Below are 22,326 nucleotides of genomic sequence, written 5' to 3' on the forward strand. Positions count from 1 at the left end.
TCGTGGAATGAGGAGGTAACGGACTTGGGTGCACACACGCGCCGGGCGAACCGGCCAAAGGAGGTCAGGCGCGCCAGCGCCAGCGGGCCAGGGCCTTGATGACCTTCATCCAGAGTGTGTGGGGAGCCGTTTCCACGGTGCTGTCTCGCTGAGCGGGTTTTGAAGCGGAGTCGGGCAACACTATCGCTTTGCTCGAGTCGAAGCAAGGCAGCAGATGGCGCAGGTCGTCGAGCACCAGCGTCGGGGTTTCCTCGGCGATGGGGCGGCCATGGTTGTAGCCGTAGCTCAGGCCAACGCTGCGAACGCCAGCGGCTTTGGCGGCAAGGATGTCGTTGCGCGAGTCGCCGACGAACAGGGTCTGTTCCGCCGACACGCCGGCCATCTTCATCACGAACAGCAGCGCAGCCGGGTCGGGCTTCTGCTGCGGCAGGGTGTCGCCGCCGATGATCCAGCGGAAGAATTTCCCCAGCTTCATTTCGTCCAGCAGCGGACCGACGAAGCGCTCGGGCTTGTTGGTGATCAGCGCCAGCTCGACGCCGCGCTTCTTCAGCCACTTCAGGGTCTCGATGACGCCGGGGTAGACCACGGTCAACGCATGGCTGTCGGCGTAGGCGTCCATGAAGAGTTCCAGTGCGCGCTCGGTGTCTTCCTCGCTGACACTTTCATGCTCGATGTCACCCGCCAGGGCGCGGCGCACCAGTACGCGCGCACCGTTGCCGACCCAGTGACGCACGGCGTCCAGGCCGGCCGGCTGGCGCCCAAGCGCCAGCAGCATCTTGTCCACCGCCGCGGCGAGGTCGGGGACCGAGTCCACCAGGGTGCCGTCCAGGTCGAACATCACCAGACGCGGCAGCCCGGCGAACGGCAGTTGTGCAGCGCTCATCACTTGCGCGCCTGCGCCAGCTCGGCATGCATGGCGCGAATGACCTCGGCGTAGTCCGGTGCGTTGAAGATGGCGGAGCCAGCGACGAAGGTGTCGGCGCCAGCAGCGGCGATCTCGCGGATGTTCTTCACGTTCACCCCGCCGTCGATTTCCAGGCGGATGTCGCGGCCGGAAGCGTCGATCAGCGCGCGGGCTTCACGCAGCTTGTCGAGGGTGCCGGGGATGAACTTCTGCCCGCCGAAGCCGGGGTTCACGCTCATCAGCAGGACCATGTCGATCTTGTCCATCACGTACTTCAGCGCGTCCAGCGAGGTGGCCGGGTTGAATACCAGACCGGCCTTGCAACCACCGTCCTTGATCAGTTGCAGGGAACGGTCGATGTGCTGGGTGGCTTCGGGATGGAAGGTGATGTAGGTGGCGCCGGCTTCGATGAAGTCGCCGATGATGCGGTCAACCGGGGAAACCATCAGGTGCACGTCGATGGGCGCGGTGACGCCGTACTTGCGCAGGGCCGTGCAGACCATCGGGCCGATGGTCAGGTTCGGCACGTAGTGGTTGTCCATCACATCGAAGTGGACGATGTCGGCGCCGGCGGCGAGCACCTTGTCCACATCCTCGCCCAGGCGGGCGAAATCGGCGGACAGGATCGACGGAGCGATGGCGTAGGGTTGCATGGCGCACCTCTGTGGGCGGAAATCACGGATGGCGCGCATTGTAGCCGCTCGGACGGCTGGAAGGGGACTGGGCCGATAGTCGATGCCGGGCGGGGCAAGCCCAGGCGGAAATTCAGGCAAAAAAAATCGCGGACCGGTCCCGCCGCCGCGGGTGAGCACGGCGACGGGAACGTCCGCGAAACACTGTGAACTCAGGAAGTCGGGGCGGTACGCAGTTTCTCGCTGCGGCCACGCAGCCACTCGAGGGTCAGCAGGAGCAGGACGGAGAAGCCGATCAGCAGGGTCGCCGCGGCGGCGATGGTCGGGCTGAGGTTCTCGCGGATGCCGCTGAACATCTGGCGCGGCAGGGTGGCCTGCTCGGGGCCGGCAAGGAACAGGGTCACCACCACTTCATCGAAGGACGTGGCGAAGGCGAACAGCGCACCGGAAATCACCCCCGGAGCGATCAGCGGCAGGGTGACTTTGAAGAAGGTCAGCACCGGCGGCGCGCCCAGGCTGGCGGCGGCGCGCACCAGGTTGTAGTTGAAGCCCTGCAGGGTCGCCGACACGGTGATGATGACGAAGGGCACACCGAGCACCGCGTGGACGATGATCAGCGAGATGTAGCTGTTGCCCAGGCCCAGCGGCGCGAAGAACAGGTAGCTCGCCACGCCGATGATCACCACCGGCACGACCATCGGCGAGATCACCAGGCTCATGATCAGCGCCTTGCCGCGGAAGTCTCCGCGGGTCAGGCCGATCGACGCCAGGGTGCCGAAGACCATGGCCAGCACGGTGGCCGCCGGGGCGACGATGATGCTGTTGGTCAGCGCACGCATCCACTCGGCGGAGTTGAAGAAGTCGGCGTACCAGCGCAGGGAGAAGCCCTGCAGCGGGTAGACCAGGAAGGTGCCGGAGTTGAACGACAGCGGCACGATGACCAGTACCGGCAGCACCAGGAACAGCAGGATCAGGCCGCAGAGGATGCGCAGGGTGTAGAACCACACGCGCTCGACCGGGGACATGTACGGGCTCAGCATCTTCTTGTTCTCCTCATCAGCCCAGGCGCAGGCGGCTCGCGCCCACCAGCCAGCCATAGATCACGTAGAGCACCAGGGTGGCGAACAGCAGCAGGCCGCCCAGGGCTGTGGCCATGCCCCAGTTGATGGTGGTGTTGGTGTAGAAGGCGACGAAGTAGCTGACCATCTGATCGTTCGGGCTGCCCAGCAGCGCCGGGGTGATGTAGTAGCCGATCGACAGGATGAACACCAGCAGGCAACCGGCGCCGACGCCAGCGACGGTCTGCGGGAAGTAGACCTTCCAGAAGCTGGCGAACGGGTGGCAGCCCAGGGAAATCGCGGCGCGCATGTAGCTCGGGGAAATACCCTTCATCACGCTGTAGATCGGCAGGATCATGAACGGCAACATGATGTGCACCATGGAGATGTACACGCCGGTGCGGTTGAACACGAGCTGCAGCGGCTGGTCGATCAGGCCCATCTTCAGCAGCGCGCCGTTGATCAGGCCGCCCGACTGCAGCAGCACGATCCACGCGGCGACGCGCACCAGGATCGAGGTCCAGAACGGCAGCAGCACCATGATCATCAGCAGGTTGGACTTGCGGGTCGGCAGGATCGCCAGCAGGTAGGCCAACGGGTAGGCCAGCGCCAGGCAGATCAGGGTGATCACCGCGCCCATCCAGAAGGTGCGGGCGAAGATGTCCAGGTAGATCGACTGGTCGGGCGTGGCGCGGGCGATTTCACCCAGGTCATCGATGCGGTGATCGAGCGCCGCCAGCAGGTAATAGGGAGTGACGGAACTGGCGTTGCGACGGATCGCCTGCCAGTAGGCCGGGTCGCCCCAGCGCTCGTCGAGGGCTTCCATCGCGTCCTTGTACGACGCCGGCTGCTCCTTGAACGGCAGCGCGCGGGCAGTCTTGGACAGCAGGCTGCGGTAGCCGGCCAGTTCCATGTTCAGGCGCTTGGAGAGGTCACCGATGGTCTGGTTCTTGCGCGCGGCGACCAGGTCTTCGCTCAGCGCCTTGTACACCGCGTCCGAGGGCAGCGACTTGCCGTCCCATTCGGAAATGGCGTTGACGGTCAGCGGCATCGCGCCGACGACCTCGGGGTTGTTCACGCTCTTGTAGAGCAGCGCCGCGATGGGCACCAGGAAGGTCAGCAGCAGGAAGACCAGCAGGGGCAGCACCAGCGCCTGGGACTTCAGACGGTTCATCCGCTCCGCGCGCGCCAGGCGCTGCTTGAGGGTGGGGCCGGCGACCTCGTTCAGAGACACAGCGGTGGCCATAGCGAACTCCGGTAAAACGGGCCGCCCGAGGGCGGCCAAGGTGTGGTGTCAGGAGGAACCGCCGCGAGGGGGAACGGCGGCTCCGGTCCGTCGCGGCTCGGGCAGTCGCGACGGCAAGGGACGGCTGCTTACTTGGCAGCCCAGGCGTTGAAGCGCTGTTCCAGCTGCTCGCCGTAGTCAGCCCAGAAGGTCACGTCCATGCCCACCTGGCCCTGCATGTTTTCCGGGGTGGTCGGCATGTCTTTCAGCAGGTCCTTGCTCAGCAGCGGTACGGCGTTCTTGTTGACCGGGCCGTAGGCGATGTTCTCGGAGTAGGTCTTCTGCTGCTCGGGCTGAACCGAGAAGGCGATGAACTTGAGGCTCTCGTCCTTCTTCTTGGCGCCTTTGGGGATGGCCCAGGCGTCGAAGTCGTAGATGCCGCCGTTCCAGACGATCTTCAGGTTGCTCTCTTTCTGCACGGCGGCGATGCGGCCGTTGTAGGCGGAGCTCATGACCACGTCACCGGAGGCGAGGTACTGCGGCGGCTGGGCGCCTGCTTCCCACCACTGGATGCTCGGCTTGATCTGGTCGAGTTTCTTGAAGGCGCGGTCCTGGCCGTCCTTGGTGGCCAGCACCTTGTAGACGTCCTTGGGCGCGACGCCGTCGGCCATCAGGGCGAATTCCAGGGTGTACTTGGCGCCCTTGCGCAGGCCGCGCTTGCCCGGGAATTTCTGGGTGTCCCAGAAATCCGCCCAGCTGGTCGGCGCGCTCTTCAGCTTGTCGGCGTTGTAGGCCAGCACGGTGGACCAGACGAAGAAGCCGACGCCGCAGTTGCTGACGGCGCCCGGCACGTAGTCTTCGGCCTTGCCGAGGATGGCCGGGTCGATTTCTTCGAACAGGCCTTCGTCACAGCCGCGGGCCAGTTCCGGCGATTCGACTTCCACCAGGTCCCAGGAAACGCTGTTGGTGTCGACCATGGCCTTCACCTTGGCCATCTCGCCGTTGTATTCGCCGGCGACGATCTTGTTGCCGGTGGATTTTTCGTAGGGCTCGTAGAACGCCTTCACCTGGGCATTCTTGTTGGCGCCGCCGAAGGACACCACGGTCAGGTCGGTGGCGGCCATGGACTGGGCCGCAAAGGCCACGCCCAGAGTCAGCGCTGCGAGTTTGAGCCCCGATGCTTTCAAGGACTTCGACATTATTGTTGTCTCCACAGTGTGCAGTTTGTTTTTCTTGGATGCGTCCGGGAGTGGCCGGTCCGCTTTCGTTACGCCGCGGACAGTGGGTCGAGCGCGCGGACGTGCTCGACTTCCCAGCCCAGCGGAACCACGTCGCCAACACTGAGCGCGGGATCGAGCTCGGCGATCGGCTGTTTGACGAAGAAATCGGTACGGCCGCAGACCTCCAGGCGAATGCGCACGTGGTCGCCCAGGTAGATGAACTCGGCGACGCGGCCGGAGAAGCGGTTCACGCAGTTTTCGCTGTGGCCGTTGAGGCGCACGCGCTCGGGGCGGATCGACAGGCTGACGGTGTCGCCGACGTTGCCGACGTTGACCGCCAGCGCCTCGACCTTCTCGCCACGGGCCAGGCCCACGGTGCAGCGGTCGCCATCGCGGGCCTGGAGCTGGCCGGCGATGCGGTTGTTCTCGCCGATGAAGTTGGCGACGAAGGAGTTGCGCGGGTGCTCATAGAGCTCGGCCGGCGGGGCGATCTGCTGGATCTCGCCCTGGTGGAACACGGCCACGCGGTCGGACATGGTCAGGGCTTCGCCCTGGTCGTGGGTCACGTAGACCACGGTCACGCCGAGGCGCTGGTGGATGTGCTTGATCTCCATCTGCATGTGTTCACGCAGCTGTTTATCCAGCGCACCCAGGGGTTCGTCCATCAGCACCAGTTGCGGCTCGAAGACCAGCGCGCGGGCCAGGGCCACACGTTGCTGCTGGCCACCGGAAAGCTGGGCGGGATAACGGCCGGCGAAGCTGTCGAGCTGAACCATGGACAGCGCACGTTTCACGCGCTCGCTGACATCGGTCTTGCTCATGCCGCGCACGGAGAGCGGGAAGGCCAGGTTCTCGGCCACCGTCATGTGCGGGAACAGGGCATAGTTCTGGAACACCATGCCGATGTCGCGCTTGTGCGGGGGGACGTTGTTGATGGCGCGGCCGGCGAGCTGGATTTCACCGGCGGTAGGAGTTTCGAAACCGGCCAGCATCATCAGGCTGGTGGTCTTGCCGGAACCGGAAGGCCCCAGCAGTGTCAGGAATTCGCCTTTGCGAATGTCCAGATTGAGGTCCTTCACGATGAGGGATTCGCCGTCGTAGCTCTTCTGCACGCCACGGAAACTCACCAGCACATCGTTTGCCTGATTCTCGGCCATCACCGCACCTTTGTTTTTTTGTAAATGCCGTTGATCTCAAGACTAGAGAAGCAACACCTACGCGCAAATCGGGCGGTATGAGAGATTGCTATAAGGCTTAGAGAGGATGCTTTGTAGGGATCGCCCTACAAAAACCAGGGAAACCAACTGCCGACCAAGGGCTGGCCGGCAGTCCGCCGATCAGCGCTTGGCCCAGGCCTGGAAGCGCTTCTCCAGCGCGTCGCCATGCTCGGTCCAGAACGCCACATCCATGCCGACGGCATTGGCGATGTTCTGTGGCGCGGTCGGCAGGTTGGCGGCCACGTCCGGCGCCAGCAACTCCACCGCCTTGCGGTTGGTCGGGCCGTAGGAAATGTTTTCGGCGAAGGCCTTCTGCTGTTGCGGCTGGCTGGCGAAGTTGACGAACTGTTCGGCCAGTTCCTTCTTGAACACGCCCGAGGGCAGCGCCCAAAAATCGAAGTCGTAGATGCCGCCGGCCCAGACCATGCGAAAGCCCTTCTGCTCGCCCTGCGCGGCGGCGATCCGGCCGTTGTAGGCGGAGCTCATCACCACCGTGCCGTCGGCGAGATCACGCACCGGGTCCTGGCCGGACTTCCACCAGTTGATGTTCGGCTTCAGTTCATCGAGCTTGCGGAAGGCGCGATCGACACCGTCATTGGTGGACAGCACCTTGTAGACGTCCTTGGGCGCGACGCCGTCGGCCATCAGGGCGAATTCCAGGCTGTACTTCGCGCCCCAGCGCAGGCCGCGCTTGCCGGGGAATTTCTTCGTGTCCCAGAAATCCGCCCAGCTGCTGGGCGTGCCCTGCAGCTTGTTCTGGTTGTAGGCCAGCAGCGTGGTCCAGACGAAGATGCCGACGCCGCACGGCTGCACCGCACCGGGAACGAAGTCGGCTGTGTTGCCGAGGGTCTTGGGGTCGAGCTTCATGAACAGCCCTTCCTCGCAGCCGCGCGCGAGCTCGGGGGCCTCGACTTCCACCACGTCCCAGGACACGTGGCTGATCTCCACCATGCGCTTGAGCTTGGCCAGGTCGCCGTTGTAGGAGCCGTGGACGACGGAGTTGCCGGTCACTTCCTTGAACGGTTTGTAGAAGGCCGCCTCCTGGGCTTCCTTGTTCGCGCCACCGAAGGAAATCACCGTGACGTAGTCCGCCAGCGCCGGCATCGCAGCGCCCCCCAGCAGGCCGAACAGCAGCCCTCCCCTTACCGCTCGCAACATCTTCTTCTCCTTGTTATCACGACGTACCGCATGAAGCGGGCAATCATTCCCTGCCTCACGCCCGCTAGATAGACGGTTTGTTACAGAAATCGGACACGTCGCACAGAGTGAAGGGAAAATTCAGCGAGCCATCTGCCGCAGATCAAACCAGCGGCACGGGTCGGTCAGACGAGCTTGTGCTCCATGGCGTAACGCACCAGATCCGCCACCGAGTTGGCATTGAGTTTCTGCATCAGCCGCGCCTTGTGGGTGCTGATGGTCTTGCTGCTGACCGCCAATTGCTGGGCGATCTCGTTGACGCCTTCGCCGTGCACCAGACGCTCGAACACCGAGAACTCGCGCTCGGAAAGCAGCGCATGGGGCGGCCGCGAATCGGTGAGGCCGACTTCGAAGACCATCCGGTCGGCGAGGTCCGGGTCGATGTAGCGGCCACCGCTGGCGACCTTGCGAATCGCCGTCAGCAGTAGCGCCGGGTCGCTGTCCTTGGTGGCGTAGCCAGCGGCGCCGACCTTCAGCGCGCGGGCGACCATCTGCACCTCGTCGTGCATCGACAACATCAGGATCGCCGGCGGATTGTTCAGCGCGCGGATCCGCGGGATGGCTTCCAGGCCGTTGACGCCAGGCATCGAGATATCCAGCAGAACCACTTCGCAAGGGATCTGGCGCAGGTTCTCGAGCAACTGCTCGCCGTTGGTGGCCTCGCCGACCACCTGCAGGTCCTTGGCCATGCCGATCAGTTGCTTGATGCCTTCGCGCACGATCGTATGGTCTTCCGCCACCAGCACTCGAATCACCTCCGTTCCTCCCGCTTCGCACTTGTCATTGTCATTGTCATTGTCATTGTCGTTATCGATGCCGATGCCGATGCCGATGCCGTTGTCGCCCGGTTAGGCGCTTCGGGAGCGCAGCGGCACCCGGATCCACAGCGTAGTGCCCTCCCCGGGCTGGCTGTCGATCTGCAGGGTGCCACCGAACATCAGCACCCGCTCGCGCATGCCCACCAGGCCGAAGGAAACACCCTGGCGCGTGGCCTGCGGGTCGAAGCCCAAGCCGTCATCGGCGATGCGCAGGCACAGCTCGCTGCCCTCGACGCTCAGCTGCAGTTCCACAGTATGCGCCTGGGCATGGCGCATCACATTGGTCAGCGCCTCCTGGAGGATGCGGAACAGGCCGATGGCCTTGGCGTCGGACAGCTCCGGCGGATTCTCCGGCACCTCCACCAGGCAGGGAATCTGCGTGCGCGACTCGAAGCGGCGCGCCTGCCACTCCACCGCCGAACCGATGCCGGCATCGAGGATCGGCGGGCGCAGCGCGGTAGCCACATCGCGCACCAGCTGGAACAACTGGGCGATAAGACGCTTCATGTTGTCCAGGCGCTCGCGTAGCCCCGCGTCCAGTTCGCCATAGGCCAGTTCGCACATCGAGGTTTCCAGCTTGAGCACGGTGAGCACCTGGCCCAGTTCATCGTGCACCTCGCGGGCGATGCGTGCCTTCTCCTCCTCCCGCACGCTCTCCAGGTGCGCCGACAGCTCGCGCAGTTGCCCGCGGGAATCCTGTAGTTCGAGTTCGATCTGCTTGTGCTCGGTGATGTCCCAGACCACGCCGTCCCAGGCCGACCGACCGTCATCCAGGGTCCGCACCGTGGCCTTGATGTCGACCCAGCGCGGCTCGTTGCTGCGGGTGAGGATGCGGCCCTGCCACAGCCAGTTGCGCTGGCCTTCCACCGCCTCCTGCTGGCTGGCGAGATAGCCCTCGCGCTCGGACGGATGCACCAGGCCCATGATGCCCAGGCCGCTCTCGCGCAGGTAACCGGGCGAGTAACCCAGCGAGGTTTCGCTGCCGCCAGTGATGAAGCTGATGTAGGCGAAATCGGAGTCGTCGTCCGGCGCATTGGGCTCCAGGCGGAACACCAGCCCCGGCACGTTGGCGGCGATGCCCTGCAGGCGCGCCTCGCTCTCTTCCAGCGCGGCGCGGGCGCGGCGGCGTTCGGTTACATCACTGAGGAAGACCAGCAGGTACTCCGAATCACCGAAGCGCAGGAAGCTCAGCGAGACGTCGGCCGGCAGCCATTGGCCGTCGGCGCGCAGGCAACGGGTCTCGAAGCTCAGCGGAGCTTCGTCGGCGTTGCGCGCGCGGCGCCAGAGGTTGAGCCAGCGGTCCATGTTCAGCGTCGGCTCGAAGTCCGCCAGCGGCCGGTCCACCACGGCGCCCGCGGCATAACCGAGCAGCTCCTCGGCGGCGCGGTTGGCGTAGCGCACATGGCTATCCCAGTTGACCCAGAGGATGCCGACGGTGCTGCTGTCGATGGCGAACTGGGTCAGGCGCAATGCCTGCTCGGCGGCCTGGCGCAGCTCGATGTCGCGGCGTGCCGCCAGCAGGCGCGACTCCAATGCGCGGTGCTGCCGGCGCAGCCAGAGCAGTGCGGCAACGGCGAACAGCAGCAGCAGGCCGAGCAGGATGCAGAGGTTCTGCCAGAAGCCAGGGGAAGAACCCAGACGCGGGTAGGTCGGTTGCAGCCAGCGTTCGTGGAGCTGGTCGAGGTCCTTGGCCGGCACCGCGCGCAGGGCGGCGTCGATGATCCCTGCCAACTCGGGCAAACCGCGCCGCGTCGCCACGCGCAGCAATTGCGGATAGCCGATATCGGCCACCACCCAGAGGCCGGTGAATTCGGTTTCACGGGTCAGCCGCGCCAGCTGCGCCTCATCGATCACCGCGTAATTGGCCTCGCGGCCCAGCACCTTGCGCAGCACTTCGCGGTCGCTGTCGACGATCTGCAGGGTCAAGCCCGAATAGGTGCTGCGCAGGTAATCCACCACCGGGCCGGGTCCGCGCACAGAGACCGATTCGCCCTCGCGCAGGTTGTCCAGCTCCACGGACGTGCCGCTGCGGCGGTCGCCCACCACCAGCCGCGGTACGCGCAGATAGGGATCGGAGAACAGCCAGTCGCGAAGGGTCGAGGGCGTCTGGCTGACGCCGGGCGCCAGGTCGATTTCGCCGCTGTGCACGGCTCGCTCCAACGCGGCCTGGTCCGGATAGGTGCGCCATTCGAGGCTGACACCCATGGCCTTAGCCAGCCATTCCAGCAATTCCACGTTTGCCCCGGAGAGCTGCTGCAGCCGGCGATCCTGTTGCACATAGGGCGCCTCCAGTACGGCGCCCACGCGCAGTTGCGGATGCTCGGCAAGCCAGGCGCGCTGCGCTTCGTCCAGTGCCAGTGGCGGCACGGCGGTTTCCGCCACGGCCAGCAGCGGCAGGCACAGGAACCACGCCAGGCAGGCTTTCCAGAACACACGACTCATGCCGACAGCACCATGGATTTCACTCGGGTCAAAGCAAAGGGCCGGCATACCTTACCGCAACCCCGGTTGAACCCGGCACGCCTGCGCCTGACAAAGCTAATACAAGCCGCTAGGCTGGCCGCACTCGCGCCCCGCCGCGTGCTGCCCGCCAGACAGGGATATCATCGATGCCGCATTTGTCTCGACCGACGCTTCTCGCCCTTTGCCTGACCCTCGGCCTGTCGCCGCTGGGCATCAGTCGGGCCGAAGACGCCAAGCCCGCCACCGACGAAAAATCGGCCACGGCACCGGTGGTGCGCCAGGCGGTGAGCGAGCGCAGCCAGGACGAAGCCAGCGGCCTGGTACGCCAGCTGCCCGAAAGCGAGCGGCAGGAACTCAAGGCCGGCGACGAAACCTTCCTTGCCCTCTGGCTGCCGGCCAATACCGCCGACGCCGAAGGCGCCGTGATCCTCATCCCCGGCGATGGCGAAAGCGCCGACTGGCCGGTGGCGATCAGTCCGCTGCGGCGCAAGCTGCCCGATGCCGGCTGGCAGACCCTGGCCGTCACACTGCCCGACCCGCAGAGCACCGCGCCGATTCCGCGCCCGAAGGAATCGCCCGACAAGGCCAGCGCCGACACCGACGCCAGCGCTGCCGATAGCGCCAGCAAACCGGAAGTGAAAGGCAGCCAAGGCAGCGCGACGCCGACTCCGGAAAGCACCGCCGAGACCGGCAGCGCGGAGCCGGCCCAGGCCAGCCCGGAAGCTCCGCCGCCTCCCACCGACCCGGTGGAACTGCGCAAGGCCCACGCCGAACGGGTGCTGGCGCGCATCCAGGCAGCGGTCGAGCTGGCGCAGCAGCACAAACCCAGGACCATCGTCCTGCTCGGTCATGGTACCGGCGCCTATTGGGCAACCCGCTACCTGGGCGAGCGCACACCGGCGGACATCAAGAACCTGCTGCTGGTGGCGCCAGAGATGCCGCGCGACTTCAAACCGTCACTGGACGAGACCGTCCCCTTGCTGAACCTCGCCACCGGCGATTTCTACTACAAGGACAAGGCAACCGATGTAGCGGCAGCCAAACTGCGCCTGCAGGCCAGCAAGCGGCAGAAAGCCTCCAACTATGTGCAGATCGGCATGAACGCCCTGCCAGCCGACCTGGGCACCGAGCAGGAACAGCTTTACCGGCGCATCCGCGGCTGGCTATCGATGCACCTGGAGCCGATCGAGCAACCCTGAGTCAACGGAAGCCGCGACGCTGGCGCACCAGCAGGTAGGCCGCCTGGATCTCGCGGGTCCTGCTGGTGGCCGCGGCAATCCGTTCAGGGCTGGCGCCCATGCCTTCGAGCTTGTCCGGGTGGTTCTGGCTGATCAGCTTGCGGTAGGCGCGCTTGATCTCCTCCGGCTCGCTGCCCGCCGACACGCCTAGCAGTCGCAGCGCTCCGGTATAGGATTCACGCGGAGTAGCCGGCGGTTTGGGCGGCTCGGCACCGGACGACATCGCCAATACCCTGGAGCGAGAAAGCCCCAGCGAATCGCCCCATTGCAGCAGCAGGTTCTTCTGCGCGGCGTTCGGCGCGCCGCTCGCCCAGGCCATTCGCCAACAGGCCTGGAGCAGCCCCTCGGCAGTCGCCTCCTGGCCATGACGCTGGCGCAAGCCGACGTCCAGCAATTCACCGCCCAGCTTGCCGCGACCGAAGGCATCGATGGCCTGGCGACGAGCCTTGTCATCCAGCTGCAGGCGCTGCATTTCGGAACGCGCCTGCTGAATGTGCGCATCGACCACGCGGCCGCGGCTCTTGGCCAGACGGCCGAGTAGCAGGAAGAGCAACTCCTGGTCACCTACCCGAGGGCCGCCGCGCAACTGCTCCAGCAGGCCCCGCCAGGTCCGCTGCTTCAGGCGCCGGTCGAGCACCTGGCCGAGCAACGCACCGAGCATGGCGCCCGGAATGCTTGCCAATGCCCATCCGGCGATGACGCCCACCAGGGTCCCCGGCCAGAACACCTCAGCCCTCCGCCAATTGGCGTTCGACTTCTGCCAGGCGCTCGTGGGTGCCGACATCGATCCAGCGGCCACGATGGTGCACGCCACTCACGCGCCCTGCTTCCATCGCCTGGCGCAGCAGCGGCGCCAGCTTGAACGCGCCGGGCTGGCAGCCGTCGAACAGCTGCGGACGGAGGATGGCGATGCCGCTGTAGGTCAGGCTCGGCTGACCTTCCCGGTAGTCGCTGACGCGACCGTCACGCAGGCAGAAATCACCCCGAGCGTGGTGGCCGGGATTGTCCACCAGCACCAGATGCGCCAGGTCGCCCTCGGCCAACGCGCCGTGCAGGCTTGCGTAATCGAAGTCGGTCCAGATGTCACCGTTGGCGATGACGAAGGCGTCGTCACCCAGCAGCGGCAACGCCTTGAAGATGCCGCCGCCGGTTTCCAGCGGCTCACCTTCGGGCGAGTAGAGGATGCTCACGCCAAAGGCCGAGCCATCGCCCAGATGGTCTTCGATATGCTGGCCGAGCCAGGCGTGGTTGATCACCAGTTGATCGAAACCGGCCTGGCGCAGCGCCTGCAGCTGGTACTCGATCAGCGGCACGCCGCCAGCGCGCACCAGCGGCTTGGGCGTGTGCAGGGTCAGCGGGCGCAGGCGCTCGCCCTTGCCCGCGGCGAGAATCATGGCCTTCATGCGGGATGCGTCTCGTCTTTGGGCAGGCTGGCCAGCAGCGCGGCGAGGTCGGCCAGTTCCGGCCGGCGCGCGATGACGCTTTCCAGGTAGCGGAAGAAGCGTGGCACATCGCCCAGGTAGCGAGGCTTGCCATCGCGATGGCAGATGCGCGCGAAAATGCCGATCACCTTCAGATGACGCTGGGCGCCCATCAGGTCGCTGGCGCGGAAGAAGGTCTCGAAGTTCTCCGGCAGCGGAATACCGGCGGCCTGGGCCTTGCGCCAGTAGCGCGAAAGGCCGTCGTGGACGCGCGGCTCCGGCCAACTGAGGAAGGCGTCCTTATAAAGGCAGGTCACGTCGTAGGTCACCGGACCGTAGACCGCATCCTGGAAGTCGAGGATGCCGGGGTTCGGCTCGCTGAGCATCAGGTTGCGCGGCATGTAGTCGCGGTGCACCAGCACGCGCGGCTGCGCCAGGGCGCTGCGCACCAGCAGATCGCAGGTGCGTTCCCAGCGAGCGAGTTGCTCGCCCTCCAGGGTCACGCCCAGATGGCGCTGCAGGTACCAGTCGGGGAACAGCTGCAGCTCGCGGCGCAACAGGGCTTCGTCGTAGGCCGGCAGGCGCTCGGCCACACCCACCTGCTGGAAGGCCACCAGGGCGTCCAGGGCGTTCTCGAACAGCTCCTCGGCATTCTGCGCAGTGAGCACATCAAGGTAGGTCTGCCGCCCCAGATCATCGAGCAGCAGGAAGCCCTGCTCGACATCCTCGGCCAGAATCTTCGGAACGTGCACGCCGGCCTCGGCCAGCAGGCCGGCGACCTTGATGAAGGGGCGGCAGTCCTCCTGGGGCGGCGGCGCATCCATCACGATCAGGCTGCGGCCTGCGCCCTGCCAGCGGAAATAACGGCGGAAACTGGCGTCGCTGCTGGCCGCAGTGAGGCTGGCCTCGGGCACCAGCCCCCAGCCTTGCACGTTGAACACTGCGGGCAAACTCAAGTCCAACCAGCGGATCATCTGCTGGTAACGAGCATCCTCGGTCATTTTTCGGGGTTCTCCACGGCGCTAGCCGTTGCGCGGGTCATGCTTTATTATCCAGCATCTTTTTGAGCCCATCGATAGGCGTGCGGCCCGTTTTGGGCTGAAGGCTCGCAGGAAGCCCGGATTAACAAGATGGCAGTGAATTTCCCCGTGTTCCGTAGAAAATTCCCCTTACTGGTGACCGGTGGCCTGCTGGCTATCCAGCCGCTCGCCTTTGTGACCGCGGCACCCGGCGAGCAGTTCGCCTGCCAGCCCTCCGCGTCCGGCGCCTGGGACTGCTCCTCGCAGAACAGCGCCAGCAGCGTGCCGCGTCCGCAGCATGGGGCCACCTCCGTCAGCGCCGGCGGCACTGCCGCCAGCAGCAGCTCGAAATCCTCGGGCAGCTCGAGCAGCAGCGCCGGCGAAGAGCCGAAACAACTGGTCACCGAATCCGGCGGCCGCGGCCTGAAGTCGCGCAGCAGCGACTACAGCCACCTCGACTGGATCCCCCGCGACAAGCTCACCGCTGCACAACAGGCCGAAATGGGCCCGTACTGCAGCGGCGCCTACGTCGAGCCGGTACGTCCAGGCATGAACGACAAGACGCCGAACGACGAGGCCCCGACCTACGTCTCGGCGAAGGTTTCGCGCTACGAGCAGGAAAAGCAGGTCGCCACCCTCGCGGGCAATGTGGTCCTGCGCCAGGGCAGCATGCAGGTGGAGGCCGACGAGGCCAACCTGCACCAGGCCGAGAACCGCGGCGAGCTGGTCGGCAACGTCAAGCTGCGTGACAACGGTGCGCTGATCGTCGGCGACCATGCCGAACTGCAGCTGGACAACGGTGCTGCGAAGATCGACAACGCCGAATACGTCATGCACCAGGCTCAGATCCGCGGCAGCGCGCTGTACGCCAAGCGCCAGGAAGACGCGATCATCCAGCTCAAGGACGGCACCTATACCCGTTGCGAGCCCGGCAGCAACGCCTGGGTCATGAAGGGCAATAACATCAAGCTGAACCCGGCCACCGGTTTCGGCACCGCGACCAACGCGACCCTGCGGGTAAAGGACATTCCGGTCTTCTACACCCCATACATCTATTTCCCGATCGACAACCGTCGTCAGTCCGGCTTCCTGGCGCCTTCCTTCGCCAGCTCGACCGATACCGGCTTCACCCTGACCACGCCGTACTACTTCAACCTGGCGCCCAACTACGACGCCACGTTGTACCCGCACTACATGGTCAAGCGCGGCATGCTGATGGAAGGAGAGTTCCGCTACCTGACCCACAGCAGCGAAGGCCAGGTCACGGCGGCTTACCTGAACGACAAGAACGACGACCGCAAGGACTTCCCGCAGTACACCGACACTCGTTGGCTGTACGGCTGGAAAAATACCAGCGGCCTGGATTCCCGCACCCTGGCGCAGGTGGACTACACCCGCATCAGCGACCCGTACTACTTCCAGGACCTAGACACCTCGCTGGGCATCGGCTCGCCGACCTACGTCAACCAGCAGGGCTCGCTGACCTACCGCGGCGACAGCTACACCGCGCGCCTGAATGCGCAGTCCTTCCAGCTGGCGACCGTGACCGACGTCACGCCCTACGATCGCCTGCCTCAGCTCACCCTGGACGGCCGCCTGCCGTTCAACCCGGGTGGCCTGAACTTCACCTACAGCACCGAGGCCGTACGCTTCGATCGTGATTTGGATGAAGGCTACTACCGTATCGACGTGGACAACCCGACGCTCTACCCGCGCCCGGATACCAATATCCGCGGCCTGGCGCGCGCCACGGGTGATCGCTTCCACGCCGAACCGGGCGTCAGCCTGCCGATGAACCGCAGTTGGGGCTTCATGACTCCGACCGTCAAGGCGATGTACACCAAATACGACCTCGACCTGGACAGCCAGGGTAAGGCCGACCTCGCCAATCCGACCATCAACACAGGCAACCGTGAGTTCGAAAGCAGCCCGGATCGCTCGCTGGGCTTGGCCAAGCTCGACAGCGGCCTGTATTTCGATCGCGACACCACCTTTGGCGGTACCAAGTTCCGCCAGACCCTGGAGCCACGGGCGATGTATCTGTACGTCCCGTACAAGGACCAGGACAACCTGCCGACCTTCGATACCGGCGAGTTCACCTTCAGCTACGACTCGCTGTGGCGTGAAAACCGCTTCACCGGCCGTGACCGCATCGGGGATGCCAACCAGCTGTCGCTCGGTGTGGGTTCGCGCTTCATCGAGGACGATGGCTTCGAGCGCGCCTACATCGCCGCTGGCCAGATCTACTACTTCAGCGACCGCCGTGTACAGCTGCCGGGCCTGACCGAAGAGGACCTGCGCGCCACCGGTGCGAAGAACCCGGATGCCGATACCTGGCGTTCACCCTACGCGCTCACCGGCATCTATCGCTTCAACCATGACTGGTTCGCCAGCTCGGACTTCAACTGGAACCCGAACACGAACCACACCGACAACGGCAACCTGATGTTCCACTATCAGCCCGAAGCCGATCCTCGCAAGGTGCTGAACGCCGGCTACCGCTACCGTGCGGACAGCAAGCGCTTCAACCCGAACACTGGCCAGTTCGAATACGGCAGCGACGAGTACAAGATCGAACAGCATGATCTCTCGTTCATCTGGCCCGTCCTTCCGCAGTGGGCCGCCATCGGCCGCTGGCAGTTCGACTACAACCAGAGCCGCACGCTGGAAGCCTTCGGTGGCTTCGAGTACGACAGCTGCTGCTGGAAGCTGCGCCTGATCAATCGCTACTGGGTCGACTACGACGACGAGGAATTCGTGACCTCCACGTCCAAGGCCGACCGCGGTGTATTCCTTCAAATCATCTTGAAAGGCCTTGGCGGCGTGGTTGGCAACCAGGTGGAAGGCTTCCTCGACCAAGGTATCCAGGGTTATCGTCAACGTGAAGACAATGCTATGTAAGGCCCTGCGCCCGCTGATGCTGGGCGCGCTGTTGGCAAGTTCCGTCGTGCACGCCGAAGTGGTTCCGCTGGACCGTGTGGTCGCCATCGTCGACAACGACGTGGTGATGCAGAGCCAGCTGGACCAGCGCCTGCACGAAGTCCGTGCAACCATCCAGAAGCGCGGTGCGCCGCTGCCGCCCGAGCACGTGCTGACCCAGCAGGTGCTCGAGCGTCTGATCATCGAGAACATCCAGCTGCAGATCGGTGACCGCTCCGGCGTGCGCATTACCGATGAAGAGCTGAACCAGGCCATGGGCACCATTGCCCAGCGCAACAACATGAGCCTGGACCAGTTCCGTGCCGCCCTGTCCCACGATGGCCTGTCCTATGACGAGGCCCGCGAGCAGGTGCGCCGCGAGATGATCATCAGCCGCGTGCGCCAGCGCCGTGTGGCCGAGCGCATCCAGGTCAGCGAGCAGGAAGTACAGAACTTCCTCGCCTCCGACCTGGGCAAGATCCAGCTCTCGGAAGAATACCGCCTGGCCAATATCCTGATCCCGGTGCCCGACAGCGCCTCGCCCGAGACGGTGCAGGCTGCCGCTCGCCAGGCCCAGGAAATGTACCAGCAGCTCAAGCAGGGCGCGGACTTCGGCCAGTTGGCGGTCTCCCGCTCGGCCGGCGACAACGCCCTGGAAGGCGGCGAGATTGGCTGGCGCAAGGCCGCCCAGCTGCCCTCGCCGTTCGACAGCATGGTTGGCACCCTGGCCGTGGGCGACGTGACCGAACCGGTCCGCACCCCAGGCGGCTTCATCATCATCAAGCTGGAAGAGAAGCGCGGTGGCAGCAAGATGCTGCGTGACGAAGTTCACGTCCGCCACATCCTGCTCAAGCCCAGCGAGATTCGCAGCGAAGAAGAAACCCAGCGCCTGGCCGAGAAGCTCTACGAGCGCATCCAGGCCGGCGAGAGCTTCAGCGACCTGGCGAAGAAATTCTCCGAAGACCCGGGCTCCAAGCTCAACGGCGGCGACCTCAACTGGGTCGACCCGGAATCCCTGGTACCGGAATTCCGCGACGTGATGAACAACGCGCCGCAAGGCCAGGTGACCAAGCCGTTCCGCTCGCCGTTCGGCTGGCACGTGCTGGAAGTCCTCGGCCGTCGAGCCACCGACAGCAGCGACAAGTTCCGCGAGCAACAAGCCGCCCAGACCCTCCGCGCACGCAAGTACGACGAGGAACTGCAGGCCTGGCTGCGCCAGATCCGCGACGAAGCCTACGTCGAGATCAAGCAGTAAGCAGCGCGAGTCGCTACGAAGAAACCCGGCCATGGCCGGGTTTCTTTTTGCCTGCCGGAGGCTTCGTCGTAGAGTAGGAACATCCGCGGTAAATCCTGATTCGAGAGTCGTCCATGAGTACTTCCCACCTTTTCGCCCTCACTCCCGGCGAGCCCGCCGGCATCGGTCCCGACCTCTGCCTGCTGCTGGCCCGTGAAACCCAACCGCATCCGCTGGTCGCCGTCGCCAGTCGCGAACTGCTGGCAGAGCGTGCCGCACTGCTGGGGTTGAACATCGACCTGCAGGAAGTGGGCCCGGGCCGCTGGCCCGATGTCGCCGCTCCGGCCGGCAGCCTTTATGTCTGGGACACCCCGCTGGCAGCGCCGGTGGAACCGGGCAAGCTGAACCAGGCCAACGCCGCCTATGTGCTGGAGACCCTCACCCGCGCCGGCCAGGGCTGCCTGGACGGGCATTTCGCCGGAATGATCACCGCCCCCGTGCACAAGGGCGTCATCAACGAAGCCGGCATCGCCTTCTCCGGCCATACCGAGTTCCTCGCGGATCTCACCCGCACCGCCCAGGTAGTGATGATGCTCGCCACCCGCGGCCTGCGCGTCGCCCTGGTGACCACTCACCTGCCGCTACGGCAGATCGCCGATGCCATCACCCCGGATCGCCTGGAGCGAGTCACCCGCATCCTGCATGCTGATCTGTGCGACAAGTTCGGCCTGGCCAACCCGCGCATCCTGGTCTGCGGCCTGAACCCCCATGCCGGCGAAGGTGGCCACCTCGGCCACGAGGAAATCGACGTGATCGAGCCGACCCTGGAGCGCCTGCGCACCGAGGGCATGCAACTGATCGGCCCGCTGCCGGCCGACACGCTGTTCACCCCCAAGCACCTTGAACACTGCGACGCGGTACTGGCCATGTACCACGACCAGGGGCTGCCAGTGCTCAAGTACAAGGGCTTCGGTGCAGCAGTGAACGTAACGCTGGGCCTGCCGATCATCCGCACCTCGGTGGACCACGGCACCGCGCTGGACCTCGCCGGCACCGGCCAGATCGACAGCGGCAGCCTGCAGGTTGCCCTGGAAACCGCCTACCAGATGGCCGAAGCCGGCGCCGCGAAAGGCTGATCAGCAGCATTCCGTTCGGCCAGCGTTTCGTGCTGGCCGTCGCGGACTGGTAAACTGATGGTTTTTCCGCCTCCAGCCGGCCGCCTCGGGCGCCCGGCTGCTCTCCGGAGCCTTCGATGTCCGAACTCTTCCAGCACCGCGCCCGTAAACGCTTTGGGCAGAACTTCCTGCATGACGCCGGGGTGATCCACAAGATCCTCCGCGCCATCGCCGCCAAGGAAGGCCAGCACCTGCTGGAGATCGGCCCAGGCCAGGGCGCCCTGACCGAGGGCCTGGTGGACAGCGGCGCGAAGCTCGACGTGATTGAGCTGGACCTGGACCTGATCCCGCAACTGAAATGGCGCTTTGGCCTCAAGCCCAACTTCAGCCTGCACCAGGGCGATGCGATGAAGTTCGACTTCTCCAGCCTCGTCGCCTCCCCCGAGGACAAGCTGCGCGTGGTCGGCAACCTGCCCTACAACATCTCCACCCCGCTGATCTTCCATCTCCTGGACCATGCCTCGCTCATCCAGGACATGCACTTCATGCTGCAGAAGGAAGTGGTGGAGCGCCTGGCCGCCGAGCCGGGCAACGGCGACTGGGGCCGCCTGTCGATCATGGTGCAGTACTTCTGCCGGGTGGATTATCTGTTCACCGTCGGCCCCGGTGCGTTCAACCCGCCGCCCAAGGTCGAGTCGGCCATCGTGCGCCTGGTGCCCTACGCTGAACCGCCCCATCCGGCCAAGGATCACCGCGTGCTGGAACGCATCGTCCGCGAAGCCTTCAATCAGCGTCGCAAGACCCTGCGCAACACCCTGCGTACGCTGATGAGCGTCGAGGACATCGAAGCCGCCGGCGTCGACCCGACCCTGCGTCCGGAGCAATTGAGCGTCGCCGATTTCGTCAGCCTGGCTAACCGTTACAGCGAAACCAACCCGGAAGCCGAGCAAGGACCGAGCGCATGAGCGATCCCCGCTACCAGGTCAGCGTCAGCGTCACCACCCGCCACCTGCCCGAGCAATCGCAGCCGGAGCAGCAGCGCTACGTGTTCGCCTATACCGTGACCATCCACAACCACGGCGAGCTGGCCGCCAAGCTGCTGACCCGCCACTGGATCATCACCGACGGCGATGGCCACGTGCAGGAAGTGCGCGGCGCCGGCGTCGTTGGCGAAAAGCCGCTGATCGAGCCGGGTGCCAGCCACACCTACACCAGCGGCACCGTGATGGCGACCAAGGTCGGCAGCATGCACGGCAGCTACCAGATGGTCGCCACCGACGGCCACCACTTCGATGCCGAGATCCCGGCGTTCCGCCTCGCCGTCCCCGGGGCGCTGCACTGATGGCCACCTATGCCGTAGGCGACCTGCAGGGCTGTCTGGAACCGCTCAAGTGCCTGCTGGAGCAGGTGAAGTTCGACCCCGCCCAGGACAAGCTCTGGCTGGTCGGCGACCTGGTCAATCGCGGCCCCGCGTCGCTGGAAACCCTGCGCTTCCTCCATGGCATGCGCGAGTCGCTGGTCTGTGTGCTGGGCAACCATGATCTGCACCTGATCGCCGTGGCCTACAACGCCGAGCGCCTGAAGAAGAACGACACCCTGCGCGAGATCGTCGAGGCACCCGATTGCGCACAACTGATCGAATGGCTGCGACAGATGCCGCTGGTCCATCACGACGCCGCTCGCGACATCACCCTGGTACACGCCGGCATCCCGCCGCAATGGGACATCGACAAGGCCCTGCAGCGCGCTGCCGAAGTCGAAGCCGCGCTGCGCGACGACACCCAGTTGCCGATGTTCCTCGATGGCATGTACGGCAACGAGCCGGCCAAGTGGGACAAGAAGCTGAACGGCATCGCGCGATTGCGGGTGATCACCAACTATTTCACGCGCATGCGCTTCTGCACCCCGGACGGCAAACTCGACCTGAAGTCCAAGGAAGGCCTGGACACCGCGCCGCCCGGCTACGCGCCGTGGTTCAGCTATGCCGAGCGCAAGGCCGCCGGGCGCAAGATCATCTTCGGCCACTGGGCCGCGCTGGAAGGCCAGTGCGACGTCCCCGGCCTGTTCGCCCTGGACACCGGCTGTGTATGGGGCGGCAGCATGACGCTGATGAACGTCGATACCTTCGAGCGCATCCAGTGCAGCTGCGCCGATAAACCAGAATGATTGCAGCGGGGCCACAGGCTCCGCGCCTTGCGAGGTACTACCCATGAGCGACTTCAAGCGCATTGCCCCCGACCTGGCCCAGCAACTGCGCGAAAGCGGTGCCCAGGTCGTCGACATACGCGACCCACAGAGCTATGCGCTGGGCCATATCAGCGGCTCGCGGCACATCGACAACTACTCGGTGGCTGACTTCATCCGCGAGGCCGACATGGACGCGCCGCTGGTCGTGGTCTGCTACCACGGCAATTCCAGCCAGAGTGCGGCGGCCTATTTCGTCCAGCAGGGCTTCTCCGAGGTCTACAGCCTCGACGGCGGCTTCGAGCTGTGGCGCAGCGTCTATCCCGCGGATACCAGCGCAGGCGGCTCCGACTGAAAGCCCCTACGAAAGGGGCGGATTAGCCCCTTCAAAAAATCTGTAACTTCTCGCTCTTTCGTCCTTTACACATCAAAGAACGAACTATCCTTTCCCTCAGGCCATCC

General features: G+C 65.1%; 20 protein-coding genes. 8 read left to right on the forward strand and 12 right to left on the reverse strand.

Annotated elements, in window-relative coordinates; all coding sequences use genetic code 11:
• Window positions 1-64: 64 nt before the first annotated feature.
• From G4G71_RS29740 to G4G71_RS29780, 9 genes are all read right to left on the reverse strand, one after another.
• The gene (locus tag G4G71_RS29740) at window positions 65-883 is read right to left on the reverse strand and encodes a phosphoglycolate phosphatase (protein ID WP_169942394.1); all 819 of its coding nucleotides are present in this window, start codon (window positions 881-883) and stop codon (window positions 65-67) included.
• Entirely contained in the window at window positions 883-1,557 is a 675-nt protein-coding gene (gene rpe / locus G4G71_RS29745) for a ribulose-phosphate 3-epimerase (RefSeq protein ID WP_045212681.1), read from the reverse strand. Before rpe ends, G4G71_RS29740 begins: the two co-directional genes overlap by 1 nt.
• A 191-nt stretch (window positions 1,558-1,748) precedes the next feature.
• A complete protein-coding gene (locus G4G71_RS29750; protein WP_054908041.1) occupies window positions 1,749-2,576 on the reverse strand; it encodes an ABC transporter permease in 828 nt (275 codons plus the stop codon).
• Between the two features lie 16 nt (window positions 2,577-2,592).
• Window positions 2,593-3,840, reverse strand: coding sequence for an ABC transporter permease (locus G4G71_RS29755; RefSeq protein ID WP_054908040.1), 1,248 nt, complete (start codon window positions 3,838-3,840; stop codon window positions 2,593-2,595).
• Between the two features lie 128 nt (window positions 3,841-3,968).
• Window positions 3,969-5,018, reverse strand: a complete 1,050-nt coding sequence (locus tag G4G71_RS29760; protein WP_169942396.1) for an ABC transporter substrate-binding protein — start codon at window positions 5,016-5,018, stop codon at window positions 3,969-3,971.
• A gap of 68 nt (window positions 5,019-5,086) precedes the next feature.
• A complete protein-coding gene (locus tag G4G71_RS29765; RefSeq protein WP_169942398.1) occupies window positions 5,087-6,196 on the reverse strand; it encodes an ABC transporter ATP-binding protein in 1,110 nt (369 codons plus the stop codon).
• Between the two features lie 180 nt (window positions 6,197-6,376).
• On the reverse strand, window positions 6,377-7,414 hold the full coding sequence (locus tag G4G71_RS29770) for an ABC transporter substrate-binding protein (protein ID WP_169942400.1): 1,038 nt from the start codon (window positions 7,412-7,414) through the stop codon (window positions 6,377-6,379).
• A 164-nt stretch (window positions 7,415-7,578) separates the two neighbouring features.
• Window positions 7,579-8,208 (reverse strand): response regulator, encoded by a 630-nt coding sequence (locus G4G71_RS29775; RefSeq protein WP_169942402.1) that lies wholly within the window; start codon window positions 8,206-8,208, stop codon window positions 7,579-7,581.
• A gap of 93 nt (window positions 8,209-8,301) precedes the next feature.
• Window positions 8,302-10,713, reverse strand: coding sequence for a PAS domain-containing sensor histidine kinase (locus G4G71_RS29780; RefSeq protein WP_169942404.1), 2,412 nt, complete (start codon window positions 10,711-10,713; stop codon window positions 8,302-8,304).
• A 167-nt stretch (window positions 10,714-10,880) separates the two neighbouring features.
• On the opposite strand from G4G71_RS29780, the gene G4G71_RS29785 reads away from it, so the two are divergent.
• The gene (locus tag G4G71_RS29785) at window positions 10,881-11,933 is read left to right on the forward strand and encodes an alpha/beta hydrolase family protein (protein WP_169942406.1); all 1,053 of its coding nucleotides are present in this window, start codon (window positions 10,881-10,883) and stop codon (window positions 11,931-11,933) included.
• 1 nt (window position 11,934) lies between these two features.
• On the opposite strand, the gene G4G71_RS29790 is transcribed toward G4G71_RS29785, so the two are convergent.
• Genes G4G71_RS29790 through G4G71_RS29800 form a run of 3 tightly spaced genes read right to left on the reverse strand, consistent with a single transcriptional unit; the run spans window position 11,935 to window position 14,394 of the window.
• On the reverse strand, window positions 11,935-12,699 hold the full coding sequence (locus G4G71_RS29790) for a DnaJ domain-containing protein (protein ID WP_169942408.1): 765 nt from the start codon (window positions 12,697-12,699) through the stop codon (window positions 11,935-11,937).
• A 1-nt stretch (window position 12,700) separates the two neighbouring features.
• Window positions 12,701-13,375, reverse strand: coding sequence for an N-acetylmuramate alpha-1-phosphate uridylyltransferase MurU (gene murU / locus G4G71_RS29795; RefSeq protein ID WP_169942410.1), 675 nt, complete (start codon window positions 13,373-13,375; stop codon window positions 12,701-12,703).
• Complete coding sequence (locus G4G71_RS29800) at window positions 13,372-14,394, reverse strand: aminoglycoside phosphotransferase family protein (RefSeq protein WP_169942412.1); 1,023 nt, start codon at window positions 14,392-14,394, stop codon at window positions 13,372-13,374. Before G4G71_RS29800 ends, murU begins: the two co-directional genes overlap by 4 nt.
• Window positions 14,395-14,523: 129 nt before the next feature.
• On the opposite strand from G4G71_RS29800, the gene G4G71_RS29805 reads away from it, so the two are divergent.
• The 7 genes from G4G71_RS29805 (at window position 14,524) to glpE (ending at window position 22,219) form a co-directional block, all read left to right on the forward strand.
• The gene (locus G4G71_RS29805) at window positions 14,524-17,313 is read left to right on the forward strand and encodes an LPS-assembly protein LptD (RefSeq protein WP_169942414.1); all 2,790 of its coding nucleotides are present in this window, start codon (window positions 14,524-14,526) and stop codon (window positions 17,311-17,313) included.
• A complete protein-coding gene (locus G4G71_RS29810; RefSeq protein WP_169942416.1) occupies window positions 17,294-18,586 on the forward strand; it encodes a peptidylprolyl isomerase in 1,293 nt (430 codons plus the stop codon). The genes G4G71_RS29805 and G4G71_RS29810 overlap by 20 nt, the downstream gene beginning before the upstream one ends.
• Window positions 18,587-18,699: 113 nt before the next feature.
• Window positions 18,700-19,701: a 4-hydroxythreonine-4-phosphate dehydrogenase PdxA gene (gene pdxA / locus G4G71_RS29815; RefSeq protein ID WP_169942419.1), complete on the forward strand. Its 1,002-nt coding sequence runs from the start codon at window positions 18,700-18,702 to the stop codon at window positions 19,699-19,701.
• Between the two features lie 116 nt (window positions 19,702-19,817).
• Window positions 19,818-20,645: a 16S rRNA (adenine(1518)-N(6)/adenine(1519)-N(6))-dimethyltransferase RsmA gene (rsmA, locus tag G4G71_RS29820; protein WP_169942421.1), complete on the forward strand. Its 828-nt coding sequence runs from the start codon at window positions 19,818-19,820 to the stop codon at window positions 20,643-20,645.
• On the forward strand, window positions 20,642-21,022 hold the full coding sequence (apaG, locus tag G4G71_RS29825) for a Co2+/Mg2+ efflux protein ApaG (RefSeq protein ID WP_054908027.1): 381 nt from the start codon (window positions 20,642-20,644) through the stop codon (window positions 21,020-21,022). The genes rsmA and apaG overlap by 4 nt, the downstream gene beginning before the upstream one ends.
• Window positions 21,022-21,846 carry a symmetrical bis(5'-nucleosyl)-tetraphosphatase gene (locus G4G71_RS29830; RefSeq protein ID WP_169942423.1) on the forward strand — a complete coding sequence of 275 codons (825 nt, stop codon included), beginning with the start codon at window positions 21,022-21,024 and terminating at the stop codon, window positions 21,844-21,846. The genes apaG and G4G71_RS29830 overlap by 1 nt, the downstream gene beginning before the upstream one ends.
• A 43-nt stretch (window positions 21,847-21,889) precedes the next feature.
• Complete coding sequence (glpE, locus tag G4G71_RS29835) at window positions 21,890-22,219, forward strand: thiosulfate sulfurtransferase GlpE (RefSeq protein ID WP_169942425.1); 330 nt, start codon at window positions 21,890-21,892, stop codon at window positions 22,217-22,219.
• The last annotated feature ends 107 nt before the right edge of the window (window positions 22,220-22,326 follow it).

This window comes from Pseudomonas multiresinivorans, from assembly GCF_012971725.1.
GTDB lineage: Bacteria > Pseudomonadota > Gammaproteobacteria > Pseudomonadales > Pseudomonadaceae > Pseudomonas > Pseudomonas multiresinivorans.

Bases quoted from the DNA above. Each gene is read 5' to 3' on its own strand.
- glpE (WP_169942425.1), top strand. From the start codon at position 21,890: ATGAGCGACTTCAAGCGCATTGCCCCCGACCTGGCCCAGCAACTGCGC.
- G4G71_RS29760 (WP_169942396.1), bottom strand. From the start codon at position 5,018: ATGTCGAAGTCCTTGAAAGCATCGGGGCTCAAACTCGCAGCGCTGACT.
- G4G71_RS29755 (WP_054908040.1), bottom strand. From the start codon at position 3,840: ATGGCCACCGCTGTGTCTCTGAACGAGGTCGCCGGCCCCACCCTCAAG.
- G4G71_RS29770 (WP_169942400.1), bottom strand. From the start codon at position 7,414: ATGTTGCGAGCGGTAAGGGGAGGGCTGCTGTTCGGCCTGCTGGGGGGC.
- apaG (WP_054908027.1), top strand. From the start codon at position 20,642: ATGAGCGATCCCCGCTACCAGGTCAGCGTCAGCGTCACCACCCGCCAC.
- pdxA (WP_169942419.1), top strand. From the start codon at position 18,700: ATGAGTACTTCCCACCTTTTCGCCCTCACTCCCGGCGAGCCCGCCGGC.
- rpe (WP_045212681.1), bottom strand. From the start codon at position 1,557: ATGCAACCCTACGCCATCGCTCCGTCGATCCTGTCCGCCGATTTCGCC.
- G4G71_RS29750 (WP_054908041.1), bottom strand. From the start codon at position 2,576: ATGCTGAGCCCGTACATGTCCCCGGTCGAGCGCGTGTGGTTCTACACC.
- G4G71_RS29780 (WP_169942404.1), bottom strand. From the start codon at position 10,713: ATGAGTCGTGTGTTCTGGAAAGCCTGCCTGGCGTGGTTCCTGTGCCTG.
- rsmA (WP_169942421.1), top strand. From the start codon at position 19,818: ATGTCCGAACTCTTCCAGCACCGCGCCCGTAAACGCTTTGGGCAGAAC.
- G4G71_RS29740 (WP_169942394.1), bottom strand. From the start codon at position 883: ATGAGCGCTGCACAACTGCCGTTCGCCGGGCTGCCGCGTCTGGTGATG.
- G4G71_RS29785 (WP_169942406.1), top strand. From the start codon at position 10,881: ATGCCGCATTTGTCTCGACCGACGCTTCTCGCCCTTTGCCTGACCCTC.
- G4G71_RS29800 (WP_169942412.1), bottom strand. From the start codon at position 14,394: ATGACCGAGGATGCTCGTTACCAGCAGATGATCCGCTGGTTGGACTTG.
- G4G71_RS29830 (WP_169942423.1), top strand. From the start codon at position 21,022: ATGGCCACCTATGCCGTAGGCGACCTGCAGGGCTGTCTGGAACCGCTC.
- G4G71_RS29805 (WP_169942414.1), top strand. From the start codon at position 14,524: ATGGCAGTGAATTTCCCCGTGTTCCGTAGAAAATTCCCCTTACTGGTG.
- murU (WP_169942410.1), bottom strand. From the start codon at position 13,375: ATGAAGGCCATGATTCTCGCCGCGGGCAAGGGCGAGCGCCTGCGCCCG.
- G4G71_RS29765 (WP_169942398.1), bottom strand. From the start codon at position 6,196: ATGGCCGAGAATCAGGCAAACGATGTGCTGGTGAGTTTCCGTGGCGTG.